Source organism: Helicobacter burdigaliensis, assembly GCF_003670295.1.
Classification (GTDB): domain Bacteria; phylum Campylobacterota; class Campylobacteria; order Campylobacterales; family Helicobacteraceae; genus Helicobacter_D; species Helicobacter_D burdigaliensis.
In genome coordinates, this window is sequence record NZ_QXJG01000013.1 from 24,946 (window position 1) to 42,939 (window position 17,994).

Annotated in this window: 17 protein-coding genes, 1 tRNA gene and 1 pseudogene; 10 read left to right on the forward strand and 9 right to left on the reverse strand. The window is 34.1% G+C overall.

Annotated features, from left to right (window positions below; all coding sequences use genetic code 11):
- Positions 1-342: 342 nt before the first annotated feature.
- From EBF09_RS06020 to EBF09_RS06035, 4 genes are all read left to right on the forward strand, one after another.
- Entirely contained in the window at positions 343-690 is a 348-nt protein-coding gene (locus tag EBF09_RS06020; RefSeq protein WP_121764235.1) for an ArsR/SmtB family transcription factor, read from the forward strand.
- An 11-nt stretch (positions 691-701) separates the two neighbouring features.
- Entirely contained in the window at positions 702-2,639 is a 1,938-nt protein-coding gene (locus tag EBF09_RS06025) for a heavy metal translocating P-type ATPase (RefSeq protein WP_121764236.1), read from the forward strand.
- A gap of 584 nt (positions 2,640-3,223) precedes the next feature.
- Positions 3,224-3,913, forward strand: coding sequence for an AzlC family ABC transporter permease (locus EBF09_RS06030; RefSeq protein WP_121764237.1), 690 nt, complete (start codon positions 3,224-3,226; stop codon positions 3,911-3,913).
- Positions 3,910-4,254, forward strand: coding sequence for a branched-chain amino acid ABC transporter (locus EBF09_RS06035; protein ID WP_121764238.1), 345 nt, complete (start codon positions 3,910-3,912; stop codon positions 4,252-4,254). Before EBF09_RS06030 ends, EBF09_RS06035 begins: the two co-directional genes overlap by 4 nt.
- Positions 4,255-4,395: 141 nt before the next feature.
- On the opposite strand, the gene ilvD is transcribed toward EBF09_RS06035, so the two are convergent.
- From ilvD to fliW, 6 genes and pseudogenes are all read right to left on the reverse strand, one after another.
- A complete protein-coding gene (gene ilvD, locus EBF09_RS06040; RefSeq protein WP_121764239.1) occupies positions 4,396-6,171 on the reverse strand; it encodes a dihydroxy-acid dehydratase in 1,776 nt (591 codons plus the stop codon).
- Between the two features lie 61 nt (positions 6,172-6,232).
- On the reverse strand, positions 6,233-6,547 hold the full coding sequence (locus tag EBF09_RS06045) for a DMT family transporter (RefSeq protein WP_121764240.1): 315 nt from the start codon (positions 6,545-6,547) through the stop codon (positions 6,233-6,235).
- A gap of 92 nt (positions 6,548-6,639) precedes the next feature.
- Positions 6,640-6,951 (reverse strand): annotated as a pseudogene (locus EBF09_RS06050) (DMT family transporter); the annotation flags it as partial.
- Position 6,952: 1 nt separating this feature from the next.
- Positions 6,953-7,843, reverse strand: a complete 891-nt coding sequence (miaA, locus tag EBF09_RS06055; protein WP_121764242.1) for a tRNA (adenosine(37)-N6)-dimethylallyltransferase MiaA — start codon at positions 7,841-7,843, stop codon at positions 6,953-6,955.
- Between the two features lie 3 nt (positions 7,844-7,846).
- Entirely contained in the window at positions 7,847-8,587 is a 741-nt protein-coding gene (gene proC, locus EBF09_RS06060; protein WP_121764243.1) for a pyrroline-5-carboxylate reductase, read from the reverse strand.
- A 23-nt stretch (positions 8,588-8,610) separates the two neighbouring features.
- Positions 8,611-9,045 carry a flagellar assembly protein FliW gene (gene fliW / locus EBF09_RS06065; protein WP_121764244.1) on the reverse strand — a complete coding sequence of 145 codons (435 nt, stop codon included), beginning with the start codon at positions 9,043-9,045 and terminating at the stop codon, positions 8,611-8,613.
- Between the two features lie 218 nt (positions 9,046-9,263).
- Here fliW and EBF09_RS06070 point away from each other — a divergent pair, with 218 nt between their 5' ends.
- Positions 9,264-9,929, forward strand: a complete 666-nt coding sequence (locus tag EBF09_RS06070) for an outer membrane protein assembly factor BamD (protein WP_121764245.1) — start codon at positions 9,264-9,266, stop codon at positions 9,927-9,929.
- Between the two features lie 5 nt (positions 9,930-9,934).
- Positions 9,935-12,349 (forward strand): endopeptidase La, encoded by a 2,415-nt coding sequence (gene lon, locus EBF09_RS06075; RefSeq protein WP_121764252.1) that lies wholly within the window; start codon positions 9,935-9,937, stop codon positions 12,347-12,349.
- 51 nt (positions 12,350-12,400) lie between these two features.
- Here the strand turns inward: lon and EBF09_RS06080 are convergent, their stop codons facing one another.
- The gene (locus EBF09_RS06080; RefSeq protein WP_157978173.1) at positions 12,401-12,991 is read right to left on the reverse strand and encodes a hypothetical protein; all 591 of its coding nucleotides are present in this window, start codon (positions 12,989-12,991) and stop codon (positions 12,401-12,403) included.
- A 156-nt stretch (positions 12,992-13,147) separates the two neighbouring features.
- Between EBF09_RS06080 and EBF09_RS09095 the strand changes: the two genes are divergently transcribed.
- From EBF09_RS09095 to EBF09_RS06095, 4 genes are all read left to right on the forward strand, one after another.
- Positions 13,148-13,223: transfer RNA gene (locus EBF09_RS09095), tRNA-Glu, on the forward strand.
- A gap of 43 nt (positions 13,224-13,266) precedes the next feature.
- Positions 13,267-13,734, forward strand: a complete 468-nt coding sequence (gene queF / locus EBF09_RS06085; RefSeq protein WP_121764247.1) for a preQ(1) synthase — start codon at positions 13,267-13,269, stop codon at positions 13,732-13,734.
- A 28-nt stretch (positions 13,735-13,762) separates the two neighbouring features.
- Positions 13,763-15,040, forward strand: a complete 1,278-nt coding sequence (locus EBF09_RS06090) for a homoserine dehydrogenase (protein ID WP_121764248.1) — start codon at positions 13,763-13,765, stop codon at positions 15,038-15,040.
- Entirely contained in the window at positions 15,037-15,438 is a 402-nt protein-coding gene (locus EBF09_RS06095; RefSeq protein WP_121764249.1) for a YraN family protein, read from the forward strand. The genes EBF09_RS06090 and EBF09_RS06095 overlap by 4 nt, the downstream gene beginning before the upstream one ends.
- On the opposite strand, the gene EBF09_RS06100 is transcribed toward EBF09_RS06095, so the two are convergent.
- Together EBF09_RS06100 and EBF09_RS06105 are read right to left on the reverse strand one after the other, a co-directional pair.
- Positions 15,435-16,100 carry a potassium channel family protein gene (locus EBF09_RS06100; protein ID WP_121764250.1) on the reverse strand — a complete coding sequence of 222 codons (666 nt, stop codon included), beginning with the start codon at positions 16,098-16,100 and terminating at the stop codon, positions 15,435-15,437. The two genes, EBF09_RS06095 and EBF09_RS06100, sit on opposite strands and share 4 nt — an antisense overlap.
- A gap of 12 nt (positions 16,101-16,112) precedes the next feature.
- Positions 16,113-17,450: a TrkH family potassium uptake protein gene (locus EBF09_RS06105; protein ID WP_121764251.1), complete on the reverse strand. Its 1,338-nt coding sequence runs from the start codon at positions 17,448-17,450 to the stop codon at positions 16,113-16,115.
- Positions 17,451-17,994 lie beyond the last annotated feature (544 nt).

The window sequence follows — 17,994 nt, forward strand, 5'->3', positions numbered from 1 at the left end:
AAACAAAATGGCTAATTGTAAGCAAAATTTACTTTAATGTTCTTTAGTTTTAGAAGAGTTTTTAAAAGTATTTTTAAATTTATTGTAACCTTTTGAAACCATTATTTTAAAAATGTAACTTTTTATCAAAAAAATAATATCCTAAAACAAAATGCCTAGCATTTTTTAACTATCTCAACAAATTAAGTATCAAATGCAAATCAACCCTTTAGCCACCATAATTACTTAAAAAGTCTTGTAGCAATGCCCTTAAAAATCCTTAGCCACTTGACTTTTATTTTTGATTTTATATATAATTATATGAACATATATTCATATATAAAATTATTAAGGCTATCTACTATGGAAACTTGTGAAATTTGCACAAAAAGAGAAGAAAATTTAAAAAATGCTATTAAAGATTTACCCAAAGAAGAATTGCTCTATGATTTAGCGGAGTTTTTTAAGATTTTTGGGGATTCTTCTAGGATTTTGATTTTAAGCCTTTTACAAAGGGGCACATTTTGTGTGAGTGAGATCTCTTCTAGTCTTAATCTCTCTCCATCAGCCGTCTCTCATCAGCTAAGAATTTTGCGTCAAGCTAGGCTTGTCAGATACCAAAAACAAGGAAAAGAAGTGTTTTATGAGCTAGATGATGAACATATTAAAAAAATTATTGAACTTGGACTAGAACATTTAATAGAAATTTAAAGGATAGATTTATGGAAAAACAATGCTGTTGTGCTAGTGGCTCTTGTGCTAATACAAAACTAAATTCCCTGCAAAAACCACTTTTGTATTTTGGGATATTGCTTTATTTATTTACACTTGGGATTGATTTTAAAATTATCCCTTTAGAATTTAAATTTTTAGAAATTCTTTATATTTTTTGTTATTTTATTTTAGGATTTGGCATCTTAAAAGAAGCACTTTTAGGGCTTATTAGACGAGAATTTTTTAACGAAAATAGCCTTATGGCATTAGCCTCTCTTGGTGCTTGGATTATAGGAGATGGTGCTGAGGCTGTGGCGATTTTGTTTTTCTATCGCATAGGAGAAGCACTAGAAGATAAAATCGTAGAAAAATCCAAAGCTTCCATTAAAAGTCTTGCCTCTTTAAAGATAGAAAATGCAAAAATCTTGCAAAATGGCGAAATCTCTACCAAAAAGCCACAAGACATTAAAGAAGATGATATTATTGTGCTTTATGCAGGAGATAGAATCCCAGCAGATGGTATCATCATAAAAGGAGAAAGTAGTATTGATAATTCTGCCTTAAATGGCGAATCTTTACCACAAAGCGTAAAGGTGGGCGATAGTTTGCTCTCAGGTGGGATAAATCTTGATGGCACACTCCAGTTAAAAGCCACCAAAAGCTATGAAGATTCAGCCTTTTCAAAAATCATCAAACTCATAGAAGAAGGCAGTAGCAAAAAAAGCAAAAGCGAAGAATTTATCACAAAATTTGCTAGATATTACACACCTTGCGTTACGCTTTTAGCACTTAGCATTATTATCTTCCCCACCCTTTATTCTGGGCTTATCCACCCTAGTAGCTTTATGCTTGGAATAAAAGAAAGTTTTAATACTTGGCTTTATAGAGGGATTATTTTTTTAGTAGTTTCTTGTCCTTGTGCGCTTGTAGTTTCTATCCCGCTAACCTTTTTTGCCTCACTTGGTAGAGCCAGTAAAGAGGGGATTTTAATCAAAGGTTCAAGCTATTTAGAATCCCTTTTTTATGCCAATGCGATAATCTTTGATAAAACAGGAACGCTTACAAAAGGCGAACTTATCATAGAGGATATTATTACAAATGAGGGCTTTAAGAGTGAATTTGTCTTAGGAGTGGCAAAACTGCTAGAGCAAAACTCCAACCACCCCATAGCAAAAGCCATAAACTCTTCCAACCTCCCTTATACAAAGTTTAATCAAGAGCTAAGCTCCATTAAAGAAATCGCAGGAAATGGCATAAGTGCGATGCTAGAAGACAAACAAATTGCATTAGGAAATGCAAGATTTATAAGCAAAATTTGCAACATAGACTTACAAGAAGACAACCACAAAAAAGCACAAATTTTTATTAGCTATAATAATAAACTTTGCGGATTTATCTTACTTAGTGATGCTATTAAGCAAGAGGCTAAAGATTCTATTTTTCAAATCAAAAAAGAGGGAATTTCAGAGCTTTTTATACTCAGTGGTGATAAACAAAGTGTCGTAGAAGAAGTAGCTAAGCAAATAGGCATCAAAGAATACTTTGCCAATCTTTTACCAAAAGATAAAGTAGAAAAACTAGAATCTATTTTGCAAAAAGAAAGAAAGAAAGGGAAAAAGGTTGTTTTTGTAGGCGATGGGATTAATGATGCACCCTCTTTAGCCCTAAGCGATATAGGGATTGCAATGGGAAAGGGGAGTGATGTAGCACTAGAGGGGGCTGATATTGTAATTTTAAACGATGATTTAAACAAAATCCCAAAAGCCCTAAGTATCGCCCAAAAAACAAGAAAAATCCTATGGCAGAATATCATCTTTGCATTAGGGGTTAAAGTGGGGATTATGGTTTTAGGGGCTTTTGGAATGGCGAATTTATGGGTGGCACTTTTTGGCGATGTAGGCGTGGCACTCCTTGCACTCTTAAATGCAGTTAGAGCTATAAGATAATTTAGTATGATTGCTTGTCATTGCGAAGCCCTTTAGGGCTGAAGCAATCTACTGATATACACACAAACCCAAACTACCCGCCTTATCATTGCGAGAGCTTTAGCCCAAAGCATACAAGCGAAGCGTTATCCACAAACGAAGTGCAGTGCAAATCCATAAAGAGCAACCCTTAAAGATAAATCCATTAGACTACCATAGCTTCTTACAAAGCTTTGCAGTGATACTTTGGGTTACTCCATATTTTGTAAAAACTCCTCTCTATCATTATAGAAATAATCTCTATCACTGCGTGATTTGCATAAATAAATCATAGCAAACAACTTGCTTTGTATCGGTATTCTAAGCCACCTAGACAATCCAAACAAAATCTAGCAAGATGCAAAAACTTATAAATCTTCACATTAATCATTTAATAAATAAAATTGTAATCTAAAAAAACAAATTAAAGCAAATATTTTAAAAATAAAAAATTGTATTGACTTATAATATATTTTTATGATACTTTTACATCTTAAAATTATAATTTAAAAAAAATTTCTAAAAAATTTTTTAGAAAAATTAAAATTTCATAGCAAGAAAGAAAAGTGAAAAATTATTTTATAGATGGATTAAAAGATTCGGCTATTTTTGGTGTGTCTTTTATATTTTTGTATCTCTCCATTGGAGCAAATGGTTATGCAAATTCTCTAAGTTTTTTTGAGACGCTATCTACTACGCTTTTTGTATTCTCCACTCCTTTGCAATTCTTGCTTGTGCAAAGCTATAAAGAGGGCTATATACTAATCCCACTTATATTAGCTATGAATGCTAGATTCTTGCTTATGAGTGCGACTTTAGCACCCTATTTTAAAAATCAAAATATCATCAAGCTTAGTCTAAGCAGTATTATTATTTGTCCTTCTGTATTTAGTGGGTGTATTTCTTATTTTAAAAAGGCAAGTCTTCACCCATTTGCTTACTTTGTAGGACTTGGGATACCTATATGGTTAGTATCTATTCTCTCCACTGCCATAGGATATGAGACAGGCTCATCGCTTAATTCTCCACAATTAAAAGAAATCATCGCCCTTGTGCTTCCTTTGCAATTTACAGGTTTAGCAGCTAAGCATTATCCAAACTTAAAAGAAGTGAATTCTTACTTTTTAGGATTCTTGCTTGCTCCTTTTGGGCTAGCTCTTGCACCTAGTTATTATTTGCTTATTTTGCCATTTATTATCGGGTTTTTTATGGTTGTTTTTGATGAGATTCAAAGAAAAAGAGGAGGTGTAGCATGAGTTTTTGGGCTTTATTAATCTTTTCTGCTGTTAGTATTTTTGTGTTGCGTGTTGTGCCTTTTTTCTTTGCAAAAAGCACACTTTTAAGTAATCAAGATGGGGTTTTTTATAGATTCTTAACTTATAGCACACAGGCAATGCTTGGGGCAATCGTGTATGCCACTGCGTTTTTTAGTAAAGATATAGCAAGTCTTATAAGTGATTTTGCACTCATTGATGTAGTAAAACTTGCACTTTTAATCTTTATCTTTATTGCTACAATAATCACAAATAGGCTTTTAAGTGCATTTTTATTATCACTTGTTATTTTTGTAGGGTTTGTGCTGTGGTATGTTAAATAACTACTACACTACGCCAACTTTATTTGCTATGATAATGACAAAAAAAAAGGGGGGGGGGAGGGGTGTTATTGCGAGGAGCAGAGCAACGAAACAATCTAAAATTGCCATAGAAACTCCCAAAAAATAAAAATTATACAAAACCTACAACTCCGTCTTTAGCACCGCACCATTTGCTGCATTACTTACAAGCAATGAGTAGCGTTTAAGCCACTTACTTTTTATCTCCTTTTTAATCGGTTGCCATTTTGCTTTGCGAGATTCTATAATCTTAGAATCCACAAGCAGTTCTAAACTCCCCTTGCTTACTGAAATAGCAATTTTATCGCCATCTTCAATGAGTGCTATAAGTCCCCCTTCAGCTGCTTCTGGGCTTATGTGTCCAATACACGCTCCACGCGTCGCACCACTAAAGCGTCCATCAGTGATTAATGCCACGCTTTCTCCTAAGCCCATTCCCATAATAAGACTTGTAGGACTTAGCATTTCTTGCATTCCTGGCCCACCTTTTGGTCCCTCATAGCGGATAACTACGACATTTCCTGCCTTTACCTTGCCTCCTGCAATTCCTCTAATCGCTTCTTCTTGGGAGTTAAAACATACGGCAGTGCCTGCAAATTCTTTCATAGATTCAGCCACTGCTGCTACCTTTAGCACCGCTCCTTGCTGCGCTAGATTACCAAAGAGAATCTTTAGCCCTCCAACTTGTGAGTAAGCATTTTCATTGGTGCGAATGATAGAAGTATCGCTAATTTGTGCGTTTGCTATGCGTTCTCCTAAAGTCTCACCTGTGATTGTTAAAGCATCAAGGTATAAAATGGAATTAGATTCTAGACTTTTAGATTCTTCGCTATGCTCGGAATGACAAGTATGAGTAGAATCTATCAAATGATTACCCAAAGACGAATTTCTCTTAGCAACTTCATGCATTACGGCACTCACTCCCCCCGCCCTATTTATATCTTCCATATGCACACTACTTAGTGCTGGGGCGATTTTAGCGATGTGGGCTACATTTTTAGCTATTTCATTTATGTTATTTAAATCAAACTCCACTTCAGCTTCTTTAGCAATGGCTAACATATGAAGCACGGTATTTGTGCTTCCACCCATTGCCATATCCACGACAAAGGCATTTGTAATAGCCTTTTTGTTTAAGATGTTACGGAATCTAAATTTCTCACTTTTCTCTTCACTTAATGCAATCTCTACAATCCGCCTTGCAGCCTTTCTTAATAACTCTTCTCTCTCTTTTGTAAGTGCTGGAATTGTGCCATTGCCCTCTAGTGCCACCCCCATAGCTTCACATAGCGTATTCATAGAGTTTGCTGTAAACATACCGCTACAACTCCCCCCACCCGGACATGCATTGCACTCTATCTCATGTAATCTTTTTTCATCAATCTTGCCACTTGCATACGCTCCTACTGCCTCAAATGCAGAGTTTAAATCAAGTATCGTGCCATCTTCTAGCTTTCCTGCTAGCATTGGACCACCGCTTACAAAAATCGTTGGCACATTTACCCTTAATGCTCCCATAAGCATTCCGGGCACGATTTTATCGCAGTTTGGAATACAAATCATCGCATCTAAAGCATGTGCATTCATCACAGATTCTATGCAGTCAGCTATTAGCTCACGACTTGGAAGTGAATAAAGCATACCTCCATGTCCCATAGCTATGCCATCATCTACACCAATTGTATTAAACTCAAAAGGCACGCCACCAGCTTTTCTTATCTCTTCTTTTACAATTTGTGCGTATTTGTTTAAGAAAAAATGCCCCGGAATAATGTCAATATAACTATTTGCTACACCAATAAATGGCTTGTTAAAATCAGAATCTTTTAGCCCAGTAGCACGCAATAAACTCCTATGGGGTGCCCTCTCATAACCTTTTTTAATAATATCACTTCGCATAATTTAATCCCAATTAATATTTTTATAATATTCTAGCCTAAAAATCTTAAAATATAAATTCTTAACTCAATAATTTCAATCCCGCACTACAAAGTATAATCATCACAATAAAAAAGATTTTCCAAAAAGATTTTGATTCTTTATAAAAAATAATCCCCACAAGCACGCCTCCTGCTGTGCCAATCGCTGTCCAAATCGCATAAGCCACACCCACACTAATCCCTTCTAGTGCCAAAGTTAATAAAAACAAACTAAGTGCAAATTGCACTCCAATCCCTACTAAAAAAATCTTCTTGCCACTTAATGCATAAGATTTAAGTGCAATCACTCCCACAATCTCCATAAGTCCCGCCAAAAGCAAATAAAACCAACTCATTTATGATCCTGTATTGCTTGGATTTGATTATCTATTTCATCTAAATTTAAAGTCTTGCTTATCTCTGAAATCGCTTTAGAATCTTCTTTGTCACTTTCTTTGCTTACAAGTTTTAAACCTATCACGCAAGCAAGCAAAATCACAATCAAAGCAATCTGCAAAATATTAAAAGGAGCGTTGAAAAATAAAATTTCTCCCAAAACCACTCCACTAGCACCAATCCCAACAAACACAGAATAAGCAATACTCACTTCAATTTTTTTCGTCGCTAAAATCATACAAACAAAAGAGGTGCAAATCCCTAAAATTGTGAAAGTATAGCCCACATAAGTAGTAGAATACTTTAATCCATTCACCCAAAAAATCTCAACTAATCCACCAAAAATAATTAAAAACCACGCCATACTATTCCTTATCTTTTAATTCTTTGCAAATTGCCTCAAAAACTACACTTTTATCCGCTCTTAAATGCTCTTTAAATTGAGTTTTATTAAAAGTTTTTTGTCGCTTTGCAAGCTGTAAAGTATGCAATACAATAAGCTCTTCTAACTCTTTTAAAGATATCTTTTTTTCTAAAAACTCTAAAGTTTCTTTGATACCCACACTCTTAGCCCATTGATGCTTTGTCCCAAACTTTTTGGCTAATCTATCCACTTCATCTATTAGGCCTAAATTTAGCATTTTTTGCGTCCTTAATTCTAAACGCTTTTTTAAAGCTTCCCTTTCTAAAAAAATTTCATAAATTTCGCAATCTCGCAAAATGGGCTTAGGTGGATTTTTAGCAAAATAAATTGAAGGAGGCAATTCTGTGCTAAAATAAATCTCTAAAGCTCTCTGTATCCTATAAGTATCCCCATTTTTAAGCCCTTTTGCATAGGCACTATCCACACTGTTTAAAAACTCATAAGGATCTTTAAGGGAGCAAATTTGCTTTTTATGCTCTTCTGTGATTTGCGGAAGGGGTGAAATCCCACTTAGCAAACTCTTCAAATAAAAGCTACTTCCTCCAACAATTAGCAAATTTTTATTTTCTTGTCCTGCAAAACCTTTAGCCTTTTGAAATTCTGCAATGAAAGTTTGCACACTACTTGGCTCATCGGGTTCTATCACATCTATACCAAAATGCTTTGCAATTTCTCTTTCTTCTAAAGTGGGTTTAGCTGAAACTATATCAATCTCTTTATAAATACTAAGAGAATCTAAAGATAAAACTACACAAGGAATTCTTTTTGCTATCTCTAAAGAAAGATCTGTCTTACCAGATCCACTGCCCCCCAAAAGTGCGATTATATTCAAAGCTTATGCAAAATTCCTAGAAGCTAAAATCGCTTCTTGCAAAATGCCCCTTAGCGCATTTTTCTCTAAACTCATCACCCCTTGTGCTGTGGAACCTGCTGGACTCATTACGCTTTCTTTTAACAATGCAGGATGCTCTTTTTCTAAAAGCTCACCAAACCCTAAAAATAAGCCCTCCACAATCTCTTTAGACTGCGCTCTTGTAAGCCCATAAGCCACACCACAATCCATCATAGATTCTGCAATTAAAGCCAAAAATGCAGGAGAACAACCCCCAAGTGCCGCTGCAATAGACATATTTTTCTCTTCTATCCACACAGATTTTCCAATACTTGAAAAAATTTCCATTGCTTTTTGCCTACAACTCTCATCTCCACATAAAGTTGTTACACTCTTACCCACACTAGCACTTACATTTGGCATAGCACGGATATAACCCGCACTTTCCATTTTTTTTCTTAATGTATCTGTGCTTATTGCATTTAAAATAGAATATATCCCTTTTGCACAGCCTATATACCTAAACTCTTCTAACGCATAAGGCTTGATACACAAAAGAACTTCTTTAGAAGAAATATCAATTTCATTATCTTTAGAATATAAAGGATAAACTTCAAACTTTTCACAAAATGCTTTTATTTTTTCATTATCTCTACCACTAATGTTAATTTCATAATGCTCCTTTAACCCCACACATAGAGCTTCTGCCATTTTCCCATAGCCGATAATGAGTAAAGTTTCCACAAGCTTCCCTATCTATTATGTAACTATTCTGCTTTTTTATTAAAATCAAAAAACTTAGAAATAGGTTCTGAAAGCCCGAAATCTATATATTTATGGCTTTCTAAGACAACTTGCCCCATTGTTTGATTTTCAAAATTAAAGAGTAAAGGCGCTAAAAAATTCACGGTAGATTCCTCAATAGGCTCTTTAATGCAAACAATATTTAAAGTAGCCAACTTATCATTTTTAGCATCTACATTGCTCTTACCTTCTAACTCTAAAAGAGCTTTTAAAGGTGCTGGGATCTCAAATGTATAATCCGCCCTCATCGCATAAGGATTAACCAATGTAAAAGAAATACCATCATTCTCAAGACTTCTAAGACGCATAAAAGTTTCATCATCTTTTGCAATTCTCTCTAAAACCATCTTTTGAATGTGTTCAAATCCCAAAATGGGTGACTTTACTACAAATTCCATTAAATCGTCCCCTTTATAAAATAAAGTGCTTTTTTGAAGTTCTAAATTTGATGTGAGATTTTATCGCAAAGAGAGTAAAAAATCAATTTTATTTAAAAATTTTACAAATCCCTAATAAACTATTAGATATAATCCTATTTCTATTTTTTAGAAAGATTTTTATATACAAGGCTCTAGTATTAACGATATTTAGGGATTTAAAAGTTTAAGGAAGAATTATGAAAAGTCTTAAAATCTTTTTAGTATTTGTTGGCATTGTTTTGCTTTTTAGCAGTTGTTCTTCTAAGAGAAATGGTGGCTTAGCCTTAGATGAAGTGAATAAACCTGCAGATTATTGGTATGAAAATATGCTAAAAGAAATCAAAAATGGAGATTTAGAAAAAGCAGATAGTTACTTTACATCTTTGCAAAGCGAGCATTTACATTCTCCTTTATTAAAAGAAGCGATGTTGATTTTAGGAAAAGCACATATGCAAAATGAAGAATATTTGCTTGCAAGCTTTTATTATGATGAGTTTATCAAACGCTTTGGAAATAAAGAAAATATAGACTTTGCAAATTTCTTAAAACTTCAAGCAAACTATTTTGCCTTTGCAAAGCAACACAGAGATCAACAGCTTCTAATGGATTCTATTAAACTTGCACGAGAATTTAGCCAAAAATATCCTTATTCTCGCTATCGTCCCTATGCAGATATGATTCTCTTAAGGCTAGAGCTTGCAAATCTTAGCTTAAATAAAGAAATCATTAAACTCTATAACAAAAAAGATAAAGGAGATGCAGCAAACTTTTATCAACAAAAAATTGATGAAAATGCTTGGATAAAAGATGTATTCTACAAGGACGCAAAATCTCCTTGGTATCAAAAAATCTTTGAATGGTAGGAAATATGCAATTAGATCGTTATGGAAAATTCCCTAAACAATTACCTTTAATTATTCAAGAGGATATGTTTTTATATCCTTTTATGATTGCTCCCCTTTTTATAAGCGATGAGCAAAGTCAAAAAGCTATTGAATTAGCAATGAATAATGAAAATAAACTCGTCTTCATTGCTTCTTCTAAACACGAAGAAGAGGACGAAGAGGAAAACTCCTTTTATGATGTAGGGGTTATTGGCACAATTATGCGTCGTGTGGCTTTAGGCGATGGAAAAGTAAAGATTCTCTTTCAAGGGCTAAGTCGTGGCAAAATCCACTCTATTATCCACAAAGAACCCTTTATTGTAGAGGCTTCACCTATTCTTTCAAACCCCTACGATACAAACCGCGTAGAAGCTATGCTTTCTGTTTTAAAAGAAAAATTAAATGTGCTTTATAATATTTCTCAAAGCTTTCCACAAGACTTACTAAAAAGCATACACGATACAATGGATCCTAATCGCGCTGCAGATTTAATCGCTTCTGCGGCAAGACTTAAAAACGATCAAGCCTATAAAGTCTTTAAAGAAAGCGATCCAGAAGAGCGTCTTTTAACTCTTATTGATATAATCATGGAAGAAATCAAAGCACAGCAAATACAAAAAGAGATTAAAAACAAAGTTAATCACCATATGGAAAAAATCAATAAAGAATATTTCCTAAAAGAACAACTTAAACAAATCCAAAAAGAACTAGGTGTCAATGCCAATAAAGATACCGAAGTAGAAGAATACAAGCAAAAACTAGAAAAACTTAAAAATGCTATGAGCAAAGACGCCTATAAAGAGATAAGCAAACAAATTACAAAACTCTCTAGAATGCACCCTGATAGTGCCGATGCAAATCTTTTACAAAACTATGTGGAGCTTATGCTTGAAATTCCCTTTGGCAAACGCTCTAACAAGACTCTAAAAATTGAAGAAGTGGAAAAACAACTTGATAAAGATCACTATGCACTAAAAAAACCAAAAGAAAGAATCGTAGAATATTTTGCGGTGCGTGAACTACTTAGCCTAAGAGGCAAAGAAAACAATGAAAACAAAGGCACAATTTTATGCTTTTATGGACCTCCTGGAGTTGGAAAAACAAGCCTAGCAAATTCCATTGCCACTGCTTTAAAAAGAAAGCTAGTGCGTATTGCTTTAGGTGGGCTAGAAGATGTCAATGAACTACGAGGGCATAGACGCACTTATATAGGTGCAATGCCAGGAAGAATCATTCAAGGACTCATTGATGCAAAAGAAATGAATCCTATCGTAGTGCTTGATGAGATTGATAAAATCCATAATTCTTATAGAGGCGATCCCTCCTCTGTGCTTTTAGAAATTCTAGATCCTGAGCAAAATAAAGAATTTAGGGATTATTATGCAAATTTCAATGTAGATTTAAGTGAAATTATCTTTATAGCCACTGCAAATGATATTTCACAAATCCCAGCACCTTTGCGTGATAGAATGGAGTTTATAAACATTAATTCCTACACACCCAGCCAAAAAGAGCAGATTGCTAAAAAATACCTTATCCCTCAAGAGCTTAAAAAGCACGGATTAAGCAATGCTGAAGTTAACTTTAGTGTGCCTGCTATTAAGGTTTTAGTAGAAAAATATACACGCGAAGCAGGGGTTAGAAACCTAAGACGCAAAATCGCACAAATCTTACGCAAAATTGCTAAAGAGATTTTGAAAAATCCACAAGATAAAATCACAATTACCCCTAAAAATATTGCAAATTACTTAGATAAAATCGTCTTTGAGTTTGAAAATCTTAGCAAACATAATCAAGTAGGACTTGTCAATGGCCTAGCTTGGACAAGTGTGGGTGGCGATGTGTTAAAAATAGAAGCACTAAAAATCAAAGGCAAAGGCGGATTGCATCTCACAGGAAGTTTAGGCGAAGTGATGAAAGAGAGTGCAAAAATCGCCTTTTCTGTTGTAAAATCGCTTATTGATTCTAAAGTTTTAAAAATTGATACCTCGCTCATTCCGCTAAGCCCTAAAGAAAAAGAAGAAAAATACAAGCCAAGCCCTAGCGATATTTATAATCGCTTTGATATTCACTTGCATGTGCCAGAAGGTGCCACACCCAAAGATGGTCCAAGTGCTGGAATAGCGATTGCTAGTGTATTTGCCTCCTTGCTTACAAATCGCCCTGCAAGAGCCGATGTGGCAATGACAGGAGAGCTGACATTAAGAGGTAAAGTATTACCCATAGGGGGATTGCAAGAAAAACTAATTGCTGCTTATAAATCAGGCATCAAAGAAGTTCTAATTCCTAAGAAAAATTTTGAAAGGGATTTAGATGAGATTGATGAAGAGGTTAAAAGCGGATTAATTATCCACCCCGTAGAAGACTTTAAAGAAGTGCTAAAACATATCTTAGCTTAGTTTTAAGGGGCTACCCACCCCATTAACCCTTAACTAAAAATATAAAAACCCCTAATCTTTTAAATTCTCAATAATTTCAAGAAAAATATCTTTTGTTTGATTTTTTAGTGCCTGATAAGTATGTGGAGGAACCACAGCTATCATATCCGTTATAGGATCCCTTCTGGAGCTAGAAATCATATTATCCAATGCTTTAATATTTCCTTTTAAAATTTCTATGATTTTATGAGGATTATTCACAGCATCCTTTAATTGTGCGATATTGCCAGTATATTTGATAGAGCCCGTTAATTGATAAGATAAGACTGCACTGCTTGTAAGCTCTGCGATTGTAATAGTATGATAAAGTTCCTCTTTTATTTCTCCATTTAGATATTTTTCAAATAATAAATCTTTTATATCCCCATAAGTAATTTTTTTACCATTTTGCTCATTTTCTTGCAAATTATTAAATTTACTCACAAAAATATCTTCCTCTATTTCTCCTGTTAGATATTGCTTTAAAATATCTCCCAGGTTTTCTTTATCATTAGTTTTACCTTGAGATTTTTCTTTATCTTTTGAGGCAAGAAACCCATTATGACTACCTCTATGTATAGAATCAATATTTTGCAAATAAGATAAACTATTTGAAACTGCCATTCCACCCCCTTTATTTATAAAAAATTTATTATTATCAAGCAAAATTTATTCCTAACACTCTTATAAAATAATTCCTTAAAAATTATTTTTAATGAGAAGCCTTAAATAATGGTATAAAAAATTGCATTATAAGTATAAAAATGATAAAATCTAAACGACCCTTTCATCTAGTGGCCAAGGATAATACCCCTTCTAGGTATTTACGGAAGTTCGAATCTTCCAAGGGTCGCCAAAATGCTCTAAAAAGCTTTTTAGAGACAAACAAAAGGAAAAATATGGCTTTAAAGGCTTTAGGAAATAAGACAGAATATCACTTTAACTACAATAGTAATCTTTTAGAAACCTTCATCAATCCTCACCAAAATCGTGATTATTTTGTAAAGTTTAATTGTCCAGAATTTACAAGTTTATGTCCTATCACAAATCAACCCGACTTTGCAACGATTTATATTTCTTACATTCCAGATATAAAAATGGTAGAATCAAAGTCTTTAAAGCTATATTTGTTTAGTTTTAGAAATCATGGTGGCTTCCATGAAGATTGCGTCAATACAATCCTGCAAGATTTAATCAATCTTTTAGATCCTAGATACATTGAAGTATGGGGTAAATTCACTCCTCGTGGAGGCATTAGCATAGATCCTTATGCAAATTATGGTAAGCCAGATACAAAATACGAAGAAATGGCACACTATCGGCTATTAAACCACGATCTCTATCCAGAAACCATAGACAATCGCTAAAATCACACTAAAAAGCTTAGGAGCAAAAATGCAACAAAAACAATTAAATATAGGTATCATAGGGCTTGGAGTTGTCGGGAGCAGTGTGGCTAAAATCCTAAAAGAAAATAAAGAGCTTATTTGTGCGCGTGCAGGCTGTGAGATAAATATCACAAAAGGTGTTATCAAAAATATCAACAAAACAAGAGAAATTTTTGATTTTCCTATCAGCAATGAGATAGATAGCATTTTAGAAGATCCTAGCATTGATATTGTAATCGAGCTAACAGGCGGGATAGAGCAACCCTTTTTAATCGCGCAAAAAGCCTTAAAAAATGGCAAAGCATTCATCACGGCCAATAAAGCAATGCTTGCCTACCACCGCTATGATTTACAAAAAATAGCAGGAGATTTACCCATAGGCTTTGAAGCAAGTGTGGCAGGTGGGATTCCTATCATTAAAGCTTTGCGTGATGGATTAGGGGCAAATCATATCCTAAATATTTGTGGGATTATGAATGGAACTTGTAATTTTATCCTTACCAAAATGAAAGATGAGGGTGCTGAATATAAAGATGTCTTAAAAGAAGCACAAAGCTTAGGCTATGCAGAGAGCGATCCTACTTTTGATGTGGAGGGGATTGATAGTGCGCATAAGCTTTTGATTTTAGCTAGTATTGCTTATGGGATTGATGCAAAGCCTGAAGATGTGCTGATTGAGGGCATTACACAAATCACACAAGAGGATATTTCCTTTGCTAAAGAGTTTGATTATAATCTAAAGCTTGTAGGAATTGCCAAAAAAGATAAAGAAGCAGTAGAACTAAGGGTGCACCCCCTTTTACTCCCAAAAAGTCAAATGATAGGCAAAGTAGATGGCGTGATGAATGCAATTTCAGTTGTGGGTGATAGTGTGGGCGAGACACTTTATTATGGAGCGGGAGCAGGAGGAGATGCGACAGCTAGTGCGGTGATTTCTGATATTATTGAGATAGCACGCACCAAAAGTTCTCCTATGCTAGGTTTTAAAACCTCCATAGAAAAAGGGCTAAAACTTAAAAAAATAGATGAAATTTGCAGTGCTTATTATTTACGCCTTGAAGTGCTTGATAAACCAGGCGTTTTGGCTAAAGTGGCGCAAATCTTTGCAGAAGAGCAAATCTCCATTGACACGCTTTTACAAAGAAACTCCAAGCAAAATCGTGCTACTTTACTTCTATGCACTCATACCACAAAAGAGGCAAAAATAAAAACCGCACTAGAGAAAATAAAAAGCCTAGAAGAAGTGCAATCTAATCCTGTGATGATAAGAATCCACAAGCCTTGAAACTCACAAACCTTAAAAACCTTCTAAAAAAAACCAAAAAGGATGCTAACAACGCCTCTAAGCCCACCACCCAAAAGGGCAAGGAGGCTGAAGACTTTGCAATTAAGTTTTTAGAGCAACAAAACTTCACAATTATAACAAGAAATTATTTTAGTAAGTTTGGCGAGATTGATATTATCGCCAAAAAAGATGGGATTTTACATTTTATTGAAGTAAAAAGCGGCGATGGTTTTGAACCTATTTTTAATCTCACTAAAACAAAATTAGAACGAATCCAAAAAACTATTCATTGCTATTTAAAAAGCGATACTATAAGCTATTGTATTGATGGACTAATCTTGCACAAGCAAGAAGTGGGATATAAAATAGACTTTTATGAAAATCTTACAATGTTTTAGAGTGAAAATTTCTCCAAAGCCTCGCTAAATCCAAAAACAACCACCTTAGTATTTTCAAAAAGAGTTTGATTGATATCTGGGGATAAATCCCATTCTTTATCGCCATCTTTTTTTATAGCAATAATTTTTGCATGCTCTATCTCTTTTTTAGCGACAATTTTATTTAACAAATCATTCCCACTCATTCCCACATTATCTGAATTAATCTTAATTTTAATAATTTTAAGCGAGTTAGAAACATCCACAAGCTCAAATTCTGGATGTGCGATAAAACTCCTTAAAAGATGTTGGGAAGCTTCTTTTTCTGGATAGATTACTTTACTTGCTCCAAGACGCGAGAGAATCTTCCCATGAATTGGAGTAATTGCTTTAGCAATAATGTTTTTTACTTCTAATTCTTTAAGTGCCATCAAAGTTAAAATGCTTGATTCTATATTTTCCCCAATAGAAATAATCGCAAAATCTATATTAGAAAATCCTGCTTCTTTAAGAGCCAAAGTATCCGTAGAATCAAGCACAAAAGCCATTTCACTAAGATCTGCAAACTCCCTAACCACCGCTTCATCTTTATCAGCTATTAGCACTCTTTTTCCTTGCTTAATCAACCCACTTGCAATATAATAACCAAATTTACCTAAGCCTATTACTCCATAAGTTTGCATATTTTTCCTTTTTTAAATTAAAATTTTAGTTTCTGGGTAAGAGATTCTTGTCTTTTTCTTAGCCACCACGATACTAAGCGCAAAGGCTAAAACTCCAACTTTACCTGAAAGCATTAAAAGAATAATGATAAATTTCCCCATAGAATCAAAATTTGCCGATAGGCTTAAAATCCCGCCATCTCCCATGGAGAGCCCAACCGTCCCAAATGCCGAACAAACTTCAAATAATAATGCTAAAAATCCGCGACTTCCTCCATTTTCAAACAAAGAGAGTATCATCACACAAACGCTAATATACACAGAAGAAAGCGCAACAATCACAAAAGCACGATTAATAGTATCTTGTGCTATGGTGCGATGAAACACAATGGCTTCTTTGGAGTTTCTTAAAATACTAAAAGTATAGATAAATAAAATCGCAAAAGTAGTTACTTTAATCCCTCCTGCTGTCCCTCCGGGTGCTCCACCAATCACCATAAAGATAGAACCAAAAAACAAGCTCGCATCTTGAAAAAGACTTAAATCAAGTGTGTTAAATCCTGAAGTTCTATAATTCACAGCAGCAAAATAAGAGCTTAAGATTTTTTGCCAAAGGCTAAACTCGCCAATACTTTTTGGATTCTTGTATTCTAATAAAAACACCGATAAAAACGCAACTATAATCAAAAATGCAGTCGTTATAAGCACGGTTTTTGTATGAGTTGAGAGCTTTTCATTTTTTCTTTTTAAGCGGTAATAGCATTCAAGCAAAACCAAATACCCAAGCCCTCCTGCAATAATAAGCGTGGTGATTATAAGATTAATCGCTAAATCATCACGATACGCCATAAGCCCACTTTCAAATACAGAAAATCCCGCATTATTAAACGCAGAAATACTATGAAAAATCCCAAGCCACACAGCCTCCAAAAAGGGATACTCTAGCATAAAACGCATACTTAAAAGTAACGCACCCACCGCCTCAATCAACAACACCAAAATAAACATTTTTTTAATAAAGCCAATTGTGCCTTGCATAGTTGGCAAAGAAAGATTATCTTTAATAAGCTGGCGATTTTTATAGTCAATTTTTTTACGCAAAAGTAGATACACAAAGCTAGTAACGCTCATATATCCAAAACCACCAATTTGTATGATACAAATCAATACAAGTTGTCCAAAAAAGGTAAAATCCGCCCCTGTATTTTTCACAATAAGCCCTGTAACACTTACAGCTGAAGTTGTCATAAAAAATGCGTCTATAAAATCTATGGAACTTTTATGCATAGGAGGTAAAACCAAAAGCAAGGCACCTATAAAAGCAATAAGCGTATAGGCAATCAACAAATATCTAGCATTATAACGATTCATAAAACTACAAATACTCCTAAAAAAAGCTATCATTATACATTAATTTTTTATTTTTAAACTTAAAAATAAAATTCAAAATTTAATACAAACTCCTATATAGCCATATAAAGTGATTATTGAATTATTTTATAACTTTGTGCTTTTTCTTAAATAGACATAGCAAAAGATATTTGAAAACTTTTATAAATATTTCATATAAAGTTTATTTTTATATTTTAATGGCAACTTTAAAAAGACTACAACATAATAAACTCTAGTAATTAGTGCATAAATGAGAGCTTTAAAGGGCTTTTCAAGGAGTTAATGTTTTTAAAGATCAGTAAGTTTCAAAAAGATAAAAAGCTAAAATAATAAATTATAGTAGTGGCGGTGAGGCTTTAGGAGTTTTTTAAAAATTTTTAGGGTGAGGCTAGATAAAAAATCTGCGAACCCTATAAAATTTTTAAAATCTATTAAATGCTTACTCCAATACGAATTTTAAATCCTCTCAGCCATACAAGGATTATTTGTTTTAAAGTTTTCAGATACAACACAAGTGCTATAA

What these genes read in the sequence shown, in the direction of transcription:
- EBF09_RS06020 (WP_121764235.1), top strand. Translation starts at nt 343, where the DNA reads ATGGAAACTTGTGAAATTTGCACAAAAAGAGAAGAAAATTTAAAAAAT.
- EBF09_RS06025 (WP_121764236.1), top strand. Translation starts at nt 702, where the DNA reads ATGGAAAAACAATGCTGTTGTGCTAGTGGCTCTTGTGCTAATACAAAA.
- EBF09_RS06035 (WP_121764238.1), top strand. Translation starts at nt 3,910, where the DNA reads ATGAGTTTTTGGGCTTTATTAATCTTTTCTGCTGTTAGTATTTTTGTG.
- ilvD (WP_121764239.1), bottom strand. Translation starts at nt 6,171, where the DNA reads ATGCGAAGTGATATTATTAAAAAAGGTTATGAGAGGGCACCCCATAGG.
- EBF09_RS06045 (WP_121764240.1), bottom strand. Translation starts at nt 6,547, where the DNA reads ATGAGTTGGTTTTATTTGCTTTTGGCGGGACTTATGGAGATTGTGGGA.
- fliW (WP_121764244.1), bottom strand. Translation starts at nt 9,045, where the DNA reads ATGGAATTTGTAGTAAAGTCACCCATTTTGGGATTTGAACACATTCAA.
- EBF09_RS06070 (WP_121764245.1), top strand. Translation starts at nt 9,264, where the DNA reads ATGAAAAGTCTTAAAATCTTTTTAGTATTTGTTGGCATTGTTTTGCTT.
- lon (WP_121764252.1), top strand. Translation starts at nt 9,935, where the DNA reads ATGCAATTAGATCGTTATGGAAAATTCCCTAAACAATTACCTTTAATT.
- EBF09_RS06080 (WP_157978173.1), bottom strand. Translation starts at nt 12,991, where the DNA reads ATGGCAGTTTCAAATAGTTTATCTTATTTGCAAAATATTGATTCTATA.
- queF (WP_121764247.1), top strand. Translation starts at nt 13,267, where the DNA reads ATGGCTTTAAAGGCTTTAGGAAATAAGACAGAATATCACTTTAACTAC.
- EBF09_RS06090 (WP_121764248.1), top strand. Translation starts at nt 13,763, where the DNA reads ATGCAACAAAAACAATTAAATATAGGTATCATAGGGCTTGGAGTTGTC.
- EBF09_RS06100 (WP_121764250.1), bottom strand. Translation starts at nt 16,100, where the DNA reads ATGCAAACTTATGGAGTAATAGGCTTAGGTAAATTTGGTTATTATATT.
- EBF09_RS06105 (WP_121764251.1), bottom strand. Translation starts at nt 17,450, where the DNA reads ATGAATCGTTATAATGCTAGATATTTGTTGATTGCCTATACGCTTATT.